Origin of the sequence: Yoonia sp. (genome assembly GCF_017854565.1) — a bacterium.
In the GTDB taxonomy this organism is placed as follows: domain Bacteria; phylum Pseudomonadota; class Alphaproteobacteria; order Rhodobacterales; family Rhodobacteraceae; genus Yoonia.
On sequence record NZ_JAFMHJ010000065.1, the window covers coordinates 1 to 9,995 of the forward strand.

Here is a 9,995-nt window from a genome sequence, read left to right on the forward strand (position 1 = left end):
CGCGCGCTTCCATTGGTTGATCATAGTGGGATGCACGCCAAACCGGCTGGCCAGCCCCCTGTGTCAGGGAAGTTGTCCGCTGCTCTATTTTTCTCTAATTTTCAGGTGGGCGGGATAGGACAATGACGTGGGATATTCACCGGAACGCAAGGCGGCGGTGCTGAAGCGGATGCTTCCGCCGGACAACATGGCCATTCGGCAGTTGGCGCAGGAAGAAGGGATTTCCGAGGCGACGCTGCACAAGTGGCAGGCTGAGGCGCGTGGCAAGGGGCAACTTATGCCCGACGCTGATGCCGGGCCCGAGGGCTGGTCGTCACGTGACAAGTTCGCGGCGGTGCTGGAAACTCAGCCGCATCAGACCCCATTTCTGATCACATTGGGTGTCATCCTGTCCATGGGATTATGGACAATCGCGGCCGTGCTGGGATACCTCCGGCTCGCGATGACCGCCTATGCGCTGGACCATGTTTTCAAATGGATCGGGCGGGTCCGCCGTAGCTAGCTTGCCGCGATTACACCCGCAGCAGCGTCCAACGCGCCGGCCCCATGCGGGATCTGCAACGCGGTCAATCCTGCCTGCATCGTACCCACAACGCCCATGATCATATGGGCATTCACATGTCCCATATGGCCAATCCTGAAAAAGGCGTCCGCAGGTGCCCGGCCCAGACCGATACCCAGCGTCAGCCCACATTGATGTTCACACCAGTGCCGCAACCGGGCACCGTTGGGCGACCCAATGGCGACCGACGTCACCGCATGCGACCGGGCAGCGGGATCGGCGATATTCAATTGCACAGGTCCGCCCTGCGACCAGCAATCAAAGGCGGCCCAGAGAGTGCGGGCCAACGTCTCGTGGCGCCAAAAGACGTGATCCAATCCCTCGGCCATAATTAGGTCAAGCGCTGCGCGCAGGCCATAAAGATGGTGCGTCGGTGCGGTCCCGTCGAAATACTGATAATATTCCTCCGCAGTCGCGCGCGGCCGCCAATCCCAATACCGTGTCACACAATTGCCGCGAGCGGCATCCGCCTTGTCGTTGAACCAGACAAAGCTGATGCCCGCGGGGGTCATCAGCCCCTTTTGGCAGGCCGCCACCATGACATCGACCCCCCATGCGTCCATCTCAAAGCGGTCACAGCCCAGCGACGCAATGCAGTCGACCATCAGCAGGGCGGGGTGCCCCACCCGGTCAATGACCCCGCGCAGCCCCGCGATGTCGTTCTTGACGCTGGTCGACGTATCCACATGAACGGCCAGAATGGCCTTGATCCGCCCGTCGGTATCGGCCGCCAGCGCCGCCTCGACCTGCACCAGATCGACGGGCGACTGCATCCCATGGTCGATGGTCTGGACCACGGCCCCCATGCTTTGTGCCATCTCGCCCCAACCGATACAGAACCTGCCCGTCGCCAGCACCAGAACAGTATCGCCGCGCGTCAGCACATTCGACAGGGCAGCTTCCCATGCGGCATGACCGTTCCCAATGTAGATCGCGACATTGTGCGCTGTCATGGCAACCTCTTTCAGGTCGGGGATCAGGCTTTTGGTCAGATCGTGCAGTTCACCTTCATAGATATTGGGCGACGCACGGTGCATCGCTTGTAAAACAGCATCCGGAATGACCGATGGGCCGGGAATGGCAAGATATTTACGACCGTTGGACAATGACATGCAGGTGACTTTCAATAGACGTTACGCCTGCAAACTAACCGCGCCTTTTGCAGCGTCAAGCTTGCTCAACTTGCCCGCCATCCCATTTAAGACTAGACCGACGGGACCGCTGCCCAAAAAGGCCAACTATGACCGCTAAACTGCGCAAAGCCCGCCCTGTCCGCCCCCAATCTGCGGGGCGCCTGTTCTGGTGGCTGTGGCGTGATTACCTGCGAAAGCACAAGCTTTTGCTGATTGCCGCGCTCTTTTTGATGGCTATCGAAGGGTCCATGCTCGCCCTGCTCAGCCGGATGGTCCAGCCGATGTTCGATGATGTCTTTACGATGGGCAACACTGGCGCGTTATATTGGGTTGGCCTTGGCGTCATGGTCATTTTTGTGGTCCGCGCCATCACATCAACAGGGCAGCGCGTCTTGATGACCCTGATCAAGCAACTGGCCTCTGCGGATATGCGCCGTCATTTGCTGCGCCACCTTATGACGCTGGACAGCGGTTTCTACCAGATCAATCCACCCGGCCAGCTGATCGAACGGGTCCAGGGCGATGTGGGTGCGATCAACAGCATCTGGAGCGCGATCCTTACCGCGCTTGGGCGCGACCTGATTTCCCTGGTGGGCCTTTGTGCGGTCGCGCTGTGGATTGACTGGCGCTGGACCCTGATTGCGGTCGTCGGCATCCCCTTGCTCGTGCTGCCGTCGCTGTTGGTGCAGGCCTATATCCGGCGGCGCGCTGGCAACGCCCGCGAAATTGCAGGCAAGATATCAACACGGCTGGACGAGGTGTTTCATGGCATCAATCCGATAAAACTCAACGCGCTCGAGACGTATCAGGCCAGCAGATATGATGATCTGGTGGACCAAAGCGTTGACGCAGAGGTTAAGACGGCCATCGGACAGGCCGCTGTGCCCGCGCTGATCGACATCATGACCGGGATCGGCTTTCTGGGTGTCCTGATCTACGGCGGCTCCGAAATTATCGCCGGCGAAAAGACCAACGGTGAATTCATGGCGTTTTTCACCGCGATGTCGCTGGCATTTGACCCGCTGCGCCGCCTTGGCGCGATGAGCGGGCAATGGCAGATGGCCGCCGCCAGCGTGGAACGCCTGCAATATGTGCTGAACCTGAAACCAACAATCCTGTCCCCGGCCAAGCCGACGGCCAAACCGCACGGCGCACCTGCGATCACATTGAACAACGTATCGCTGCAATACGGTGATCTGCCGGTCCTGCGAGGTGCCACGTTTACCGCAGCGGCGGGGGAAACCACGGCATTGGTCGGCGCGTCTGGCGCAGGCAAAAGTACGGTTTTCAATGTCCTGACGCGTTTGGTCGAACCCGCAAGCGGCAGCGTGATGATTGCGGACACGCCGATTGCCGACATGCAGCTTGCAGATTTGCGGGGACTGTTTTCCGTCGTCACACAGGATGCGGCGTTGTTTGATGAAACGCTGCGCGACAATATCCTGCTGGGCCGTGACGATGTTGATGATGTCACACTGAAATCCATCCTGGACGCCGCGCATGTCAGCGACTTTTTACCAAACCTGCCGAACGGTCTCGACAGCGCGGCAGGGCCACGCGGTTCCAGCTTGTCAGGCGGGCAACGCCAGCGGATCGCCATCGCCCGCGCATTGCTGCGCGACACGCCGATCCTGCTGCTGGACGAAGCGACAAGCGCGCTTGACACCAAATCTGAATCCATCGTGCAGGCCGCACTTGAACAGCTATCGACCGGGCGCACGACATTGGTCATCGCGCATCGGCTGTCCACAGTGCGCAACGCCCATTCCATTGTCGTAATGGATCAGGGCCGCGTCGTCGATCAGGGCACCCATGACGAACTGCTCGCGCGTGGCGGGATCTATGCCGATTTGCACAGACTGCAATTCACACAATCAGAAAGCGAAACAAATGACTGACCGTACCGTCATCGCATTGACCGGAACCGACCGCATTGCATTCCTGCAAGGGCTTATCACCAATGATGTCGCCCGCGCCGATGCGTCAATCATCTATGCGGCCCTGTTGACACCTCAGGGCAAATTCATCGCTGACTTCTTTGTATTGGGCCAGCCTGACCGCCTGCTGATCGACGTCGCAACCACGCATGCGGCCAACTTGGCGGGGCGGTTGGCCATGTACCGGCTGCGCGCGGACGTGCAGATTGCGCAACCCCCCCTTGTGGTATCGCGCGGCACCGGCCCGGCCCCTGCAGGCGCTATCGCCGATCCCCGGCACCCCGCTATGGGCTGGCGTGCCTATGGCGATACCGACGTCAGCGACGCAACCGACTGGACCGCCCTGCGCGTGGCGCATTTGATCCCCGAAACGGGCATGGAACTGACCCCCGATACCTATGTGCTTGAGACCGGGTTCGAGGCACTGCACGGGATTGATTTCAAAAAAGGCTGCTATGTTGGTCAGGAAATCATCGCCCGCATGAAACACAAGACCGCGCTAAAGAAAGGTCTTGCGCGCGTCGCGATCAATGGCACTGCCGCACCCGGCGACACCATCATGGCCGACGAAAAAGCCGTCGGCACCTTGCACACGGTTTGTGGTGATCAGGGGCTTGCGTACCTGCGGTTCGACCGGGCGTCCGGCCCCATGCAGGCCGGTGATGCAACGCTGACGCGCCTCACCTGAAAGAGGTCACGCGCGTTCGACGTATTCAAACAGTTCGGTGTTCACAACGATATCTTCGTCGGGCCCCACGAACGGCGGGATCATGACCCGCACCCCGTTATCAAGGATCGCTGGCTTAAAGCTGTTGGCAGCCGTCTGACCCTTTACAACCGGCTCTGTCTCGGCGACCCTGCAAACCACCTTTTGCGGCAGCGTCACGTTCAGCGCTTCATCGCCGTAATATTCGATATGCACGACCATACCGTCCTGCAAAAATGGGCGGCGATCACCAAGGATGTGGGCAGGCAATGCGATCTGCTCATATGTTTCGCTATCCATGAACGTCAGCATATCATCGGCCTCGAACAGGAACTGCTGGTCCTTTTGGTCCAGACGCACCCGCTCAACCTTGTCGGCGGATCGGAAGCGTTCGTTCAGCTTGCGACCGTCACGCAGGTTTTTCAGTTCCACTTGCGCGAATGCGCCGCCCTTGCCGGGCTTGACGTGGTCAACCTTGACGGCGCCCCAAAGGCCACCTTCGTGGTCCAGAACATTGCCGGGGCGAATTTCGTTACCGTTGATTTTGGGCATAGGTCACTTCACATCAAAACTGCGGGGAAAGGTTGAATGGCGCTTGGCACAGCCTATATCTCGCGTATGGGCCCATGACAAGATCACCAAACAGACCAGATTTGGCCGCCAAGCTATGCGTTAAACGCATGGCTGCCATTCCAAAAGAGCGCCCCCGAATCACATCGAACAATGCATATTGCGGGTCACTCGGAAACTACAAGAACAAAAAGAAGGAAGCATGATGAGAGATTTCGTCGACGGTACAGCATTCAACAATGAACAAGGTAACCGGGCGCGTAAACTGTTTGCGGCTGTGGTCCTTGCTGCACTGGATGACGCTATCGCAGATGACAAGAAATACGGTAACGGCCCCGAACAGATCGCCCGCTGGGCACGTTCGCGCGATGGCCGCGAAGTGTTGTCTTGTGCCGGTATTGACCCCAACGAACGGGTTGTCAGCGGACTGATGGATTTCGTCGGCAAAGGTGTGCGCACTTCGGTCGCCCTGTCCCGCGAAGAAAGCGAACGGCGCAACGCTGCCGAACAGGACGCGAAAGCCGCCTGACCAACGTATTACTTGGCCCGACTTGGGCACTGAAAGCGCGGCCCCTTGCGGCCGCGTTATTCGTTTCAGCTGGCGCGGACCAACGGCCAAACGCCGCTTCATGGTCTTCCCCCCTGCCCTCTGCACCGCTATGAACCAGAGCCAAGGAGGCGCGATGACCAAAGCTATCATGATTCAGGGTGCTGGATCGAACGTGGGTAAATCCATGCTCGTGGCCGGTATCGCGCGCGCCTGCGTGCATCGCGGCCTGTCCGTGGCCCCGTTCAAACCGCAGAACATGTCCAACAATGCGGCCGTCACCGCCGATGGCGGCGAAATCGGCCGCGCACAAGCATTGCAGGCCATGGCCTGCGGACTGGAACCGCTGGTGGATATGAACCCGGTTCTGCTGAAACCTGAATCTGAAATCGGGGCGCAGGTCATTGTGCAGGGCAAGCACTTTGCGACCATGAAGGCGCGCGATTACGGCAGCCAGAAAGCCAAACTTCTGCCGCCCGTTCTGCAAAGCTTTGCCCGGATTGGCACCGGTCGCGATCTGGTCATCATCGAAGGCGCAGGCAGCCCCGCCGAGGTGAACCTGCGCGCAGGCGACATCGCCAATATGGGCTTTGCCAGTGCTGCCAATGTGCCCGTCGCCCTGATTGGCGACATCGACAGAGGTGGCGTGATTGCGCAACTCGTCGGCACTCATGCCGTCTTGGCACTTGGCGACCGCGCCTTGATCCGGGGCTTTGCAATCAACAAGTTTCGCGGCGATCCCACGCTTTTTGCCGACGGGATGCGAATCATTGCCGACCATACCGGTTGGGCGCAGCTAGGCATCATCCCATGGTTTCACGATGCATGGAAACTGCCCGCCGAAGACGTGATGGACATCACAAGCCGCAAGGGCGGCACGACCAAGATTGTCGTTCCCCGCCTGAACCGGATTGCAAATTTCGATGATCTGGACCCGCTTTCGGCGACCCCGGGCATCAGTATCGACATTATCGAAGCCGGGCGCGCCCTGCCCGGCGATGCCGATCTGATCATCATTCCCGGCTCAAAATCCACAATTGCGGATCTTGCACATTTTCGGGCTCAGGGCTGGGATATCGACCTCGCGGCGCATGTGCGGCGGGGCGGTCATGTGCTGGGCATCTGCGGCGGCTATCAAATGCTGGGAACCACCATCATGGATGATGACGGGATCGAAGGGCCGGCGTCCCGTGTCGCGGGCCTTGGGCTGTTGAACGTGCAAACTGTCATGAGACCGCAAAAGCGGCTCGCCCGGTCATCCGCCACATATCTGCCAACCGGCGATGCCGTGTCTGGCTACGAGATCCATATTGGCGACACCACCGGTCCGGACTGTGATCGCGCCTGGTTGTCACTGGATGGGCGGGGCGAAGGTGCCGCATCCGACGATGGGCGGGTGTTGGGCTGTTATCTGCACGGCCTGTTTAACGCCGATGCGTTCCGCGCGGCCTTTCTGTCGCGGCTTGGCGTGACGGTTGCACGTCACAACTACAACGCGGGTGTCGAAGACACGCTTGATGCCCTTGCCCAACATCTGGAAACGCATATGGACATCGACCAGCTGCTTGGCCTCGCTGGACCGGTTTAGTCAAGCTCGCGGCTGACCAGCACGCGGTTGATCTCGCGGCGCACCAGCTTGCGGACATTGCGGGTGATCCGCTCACCCATCTCGCCGCTCAGCTCCTCGCGGACGATCTGCACCACCAGCGCACGCAACAGATCATGGTCGTTGTGTTTCAACGGGTGCGATACCGCTGTCTGCTCCGCTTGATCGGGCATCTGCACCACATCCGCCGAATCGGTGGTGTCGGCCGCCGTTGCCGGTTCAAATACGGATGCTGTCGCGGCGTCCACCACGGCATCGCGCAACTGAAACGCGCTTGCCGCCCAGGCCGTGTGCTCGAATGCTTCGCCGCCATCGGCTTCCCAGTTATCCGTCTGCGCCGTTACCGCAGCCTCCAACTCGGCGATTGTTGCCTCCAGACCGGCCCGTTCGGCCCGGTTGTTGGGATCAAGCACAAGCAAATTGTTTGGCCGGGATGTTGCCTGCCGCTGTATGATGGAAGTATCCACATCACATGGCTCTGACACCCGCAACGCAGGTGTCAGCAAAAATCGTGACATTTGGCGCATGCCGCTGCCGGACCCGGCCTCGGCATCAGACACCAGCCTGCGAACCGACGACATGATCCCGTCAATTTCATCTGTTCTTGCTCTATCAGACATCGCTCTTCCCGCCTTGTCCCCCGCCAAGAGAGACTAGCCTAAAGACTTACGTCAAACAACCTAACGCTGCGCCTCGCCAATGGCACGCAAAACGCGGTCCAACGCCTGCCCCTGCGGGGATATGGCCGTCGGTGCGTCCTTGGCCAGATTGTAATATGCCGACGGGTCATACTGTTGGACAGGCAACCCCAGATGCTCGACGTTCAGCAGGCCCATGGCGGCCAGAACGGAATACGACGCGATGACCTCTTCTGCTTGCGCTGATATCGAATTGGCTTGTGCATCCAGCAATTCCTGCTCTGCATTCAAGACGTCAAGCGTGGTGCGCGCTCCCAGCTTGGCCTCTTCGCGGACACCTTCGAACGCGACCCGCGCGGCACTGATTTGCTGATCGGACGCCTGCCGCGAGGCACGTGCAACCAGCAAGAACGAATAGGCGTTGCCAACCCGCTGCTCAATCCCAATGGTCGTCACATGCAGCCCTGACCGTGTGGCATCGCGGCGCGACATGAACTGACGAACCTGACTGGACAGACGGCCACCGCTGTAAATTGGGCCGCTGGCCTCAAGCCCGATCTGCCGCGATTCTTCGGAATCGCGATTCGTTGACAACGAGCCCTGCAGCCTGACCGTCGGCTCCAACGCCGCTTGGGCACGGCGGATATTCAGTTCAGCCGCACTCACCGCGTGCTGCACCTCAAGAATGGCTGGATGGTTACGCACGGCAAATGCCTTGGCATCGGCAATCCCGCGCGACACGGGCGCGGGCGATACCTGATTGGGCGCGTTGGGTGCACGCCCCACGGCTGCGCGAAACTCTTCGATGGAACGCTCGCGCGTACCCTCGGCAGCGGCCAAAAGACTGCGTGCTGCCGCCAGACGTGCTTCTGCCAGGGCCACGTCGGTCCGGGTCACTTCACCAACTTCAAAGCGGTCCTGCGCTGCGCGGTACTCTTCTGTGATCAGGCGCACGTTATTCTGGCGCAGCGTCACGAACTCGCCATCACGGCGGACGTTCATATATGCCTCTACAGCGCGCAACAAAACGTCCTGCTCAATGGATCGCAACGCTTGGCGTGTGCCCAAAATCGTTTCTTTCTGTGCCTCAACGGCCAGCCGATTTGAACCGCCATCATATAAGATCAGAGATCCCGACAGCCGCACGCTTTCTTGTATCAGGTCCGCCCCACCACCGCTTGTCCGCGTATTTGAGACATTATAAGCCCATCCAATAACCGGCAGCGTTGACGCCACCGCCTGCGCCAGATCTTCATCGGCAGCGCGCAACAGGGCGCGGTTCTGCTCCAGCAACCCCGAATTATTGTAGGCCGACGTCAGCGTATCAACCAAAGACTCGGCCTGCGCCATCGCGGTGAAACCCAGTGACACGACCAGAGTCCATGCGACCAATCTTATCCGTTTGATCATATCATTCGCCCCTAGGCTTTCGTTATTTCGGTTATTATACGTCAATTTTGCCAATTTTGTTAATACTTAAAGCGAGAATGCCGCAGCCTTGCGGAAATTCGACAAAACGGGCGCGTTCGCATTGAAAGAATAACGCCAATTCACAACGCCATCAATCTTGTGCCCGATGCGTGCAACCCCCAGCGCGCCTTCGGCAAATACACATCCAATCCTGCCGCCTTCACGCAACTGCGACAGCAACACCTCGGGCACCTCTTCGACGGCCCCCTCAATTATCACGATATCATACGGGCCTGACTTCGCCGCCCCTTGCGCTAGATCATTTTCCATGACTGCGGCATTGTCCACACCTTGTTCGGACAAGACAGCCTGCGCTTCCTCCGCCCGCTCCGCGTCGTCCTCAACCGCGACCACAAACTCACAAAGGCTCGCCAAAACTGCGGTTGAGTACCCCAAACCACAACCCAAATCGAGCGTAACATGATGCGGTTGCACATCAAGCGCATCCAGCAGCTTGGCGAATGTCCGCGGCTCCAGCAGGGTCCGACCCCGGCCCAAATCCAGATTTTCGCCGACATAGGCTGCTTCGCGCAGATTAGCCGGCACAAAAGCCTCACGTGGGACCGAGAGCATGGCGTCAATAATCGGGAATTTGGTTACATCAGATGGCCGAACCTGCGTATCAACCATCATCATGCGGCGTTTGCTGTAATCTGTCACTTTCTAAACTCTTTCGTTCAGTATTGTTGCCATTACATGCCATATTTGAATTGCTGCAGCAACGCCTGATCACATGGCGGGGTCACTTGCGCACCTCTAATTCATGGTATATCGCCATCCCAGCGGCGAGTGGGCAGGTAGGTTATGCAGCGGATTGCAAATCCGT

General features: G+C 59.1%; 10 protein-coding genes. 5 read left to right on the plus strand and 5 right to left on the minus strand.

Annotation, left to right across the window (positions count from 1 at the left end; translation table 11 throughout):
* Positions 1–127 precede the first annotated feature (127 nt).
* On the plus strand, positions 128–502 hold the full coding sequence (locus QZ196_RS16150) for a transposase (protein WP_296428272.1): 375 nt from the start codon (positions 128–130) through the stop codon (positions 500–502).
* On the opposite strand, the gene QZ196_RS16155 is transcribed toward QZ196_RS16150, so the two are convergent.
* On the minus strand, positions 499–1,674 hold the full coding sequence (locus tag QZ196_RS16155; RefSeq protein WP_296428273.1) for an aminotransferase class V-fold PLP-dependent enzyme: 1,176 nt from the start codon (positions 1,672–1,674) through the stop codon (positions 499–501). The two genes, QZ196_RS16150 and QZ196_RS16155, sit on opposite strands and share 4 nt — an antisense overlap.
* A gap of 128 nt (positions 1,675–1,802) precedes the next feature.
* Here QZ196_RS16155 and QZ196_RS16160 point away from each other — a divergent pair, with 128 nt between their 5' ends.
* Both QZ196_RS16160 and QZ196_RS16165 read left to right on the plus strand, forming a co-directional pair.
* Entirely contained in the window at positions 1,803–3,593 is a 1,791-nt protein-coding gene (locus QZ196_RS16160) for an ABC transporter ATP-binding protein (RefSeq protein ID WP_296428274.1), read from the plus strand.
* Positions 3,586–4,320, plus strand: a complete 735-nt coding sequence (locus QZ196_RS16165) for a folate-binding protein (protein WP_296428276.1) — start codon at positions 3,586–3,588, stop codon at positions 4,318–4,320. Before QZ196_RS16160 ends, QZ196_RS16165 begins: the two co-directional genes overlap by 8 nt.
* Positions 4,321–4,326: 6 nt before the next feature.
* Here QZ196_RS16165 and efp read toward each other — a convergent pair whose 3' ends face one another.
* Positions 4,327–4,890 (minus strand): elongation factor P, encoded by a 564-nt coding sequence (efp, locus tag QZ196_RS16170; protein ID WP_296428278.1) that lies wholly within the window; start codon positions 4,888–4,890, stop codon positions 4,327–4,329.
* Positions 4,891–5,113: 223 nt separating this feature from the next.
* Between efp and QZ196_RS16175 the strand changes: the two genes are divergently transcribed.
* Both QZ196_RS16175 and QZ196_RS16180 read left to right on the plus strand, forming a co-directional pair.
* Positions 5,114–5,437 carry a DUF6280 family protein gene (locus QZ196_RS16175; RefSeq protein WP_296428281.1) on the plus strand — a complete coding sequence of 108 codons (324 nt, stop codon included), beginning with the start codon at positions 5,114–5,116 and terminating at the stop codon, positions 5,435–5,437.
* A 154-nt stretch (positions 5,438–5,591) separates the two neighbouring features.
* Complete coding sequence (locus QZ196_RS16180; protein ID WP_296428283.1) at positions 5,592–7,043, plus strand: cobyric acid synthase; 1,452 nt, start codon at positions 5,592–5,594, stop codon at positions 7,041–7,043.
* On the opposite strand, the gene QZ196_RS16185 is transcribed toward QZ196_RS16180, so the two are convergent.
* The 3 genes from QZ196_RS16185 to QZ196_RS16195 form a co-directional block, all read right to left on the minus strand.
* A complete protein-coding gene (locus tag QZ196_RS16185) occupies positions 7,040–7,681 on the minus strand; it encodes a hypothetical protein (RefSeq protein WP_296428285.1) in 642 nt (213 codons plus the stop codon). The two genes, QZ196_RS16180 and QZ196_RS16185, sit on opposite strands and share 4 nt — an antisense overlap.
* Positions 7,682–7,741: 60 nt before the next feature.
* Positions 7,742–9,109, minus strand: a complete 1,368-nt coding sequence (locus tag QZ196_RS16190) for a TolC family outer membrane protein (RefSeq protein WP_296428287.1) — start codon at positions 9,107–9,109, stop codon at positions 7,742–7,744.
* Between the two features lie 66 nt (positions 9,110–9,175).
* On the minus strand, positions 9,176–9,829 hold the full coding sequence (locus QZ196_RS16195; RefSeq protein ID WP_296428289.1) for a protein-L-isoaspartate O-methyltransferase: 654 nt from the start codon (positions 9,827–9,829) through the stop codon (positions 9,176–9,178).
* Positions 9,830–9,995 lie beyond the last annotated feature (166 nt).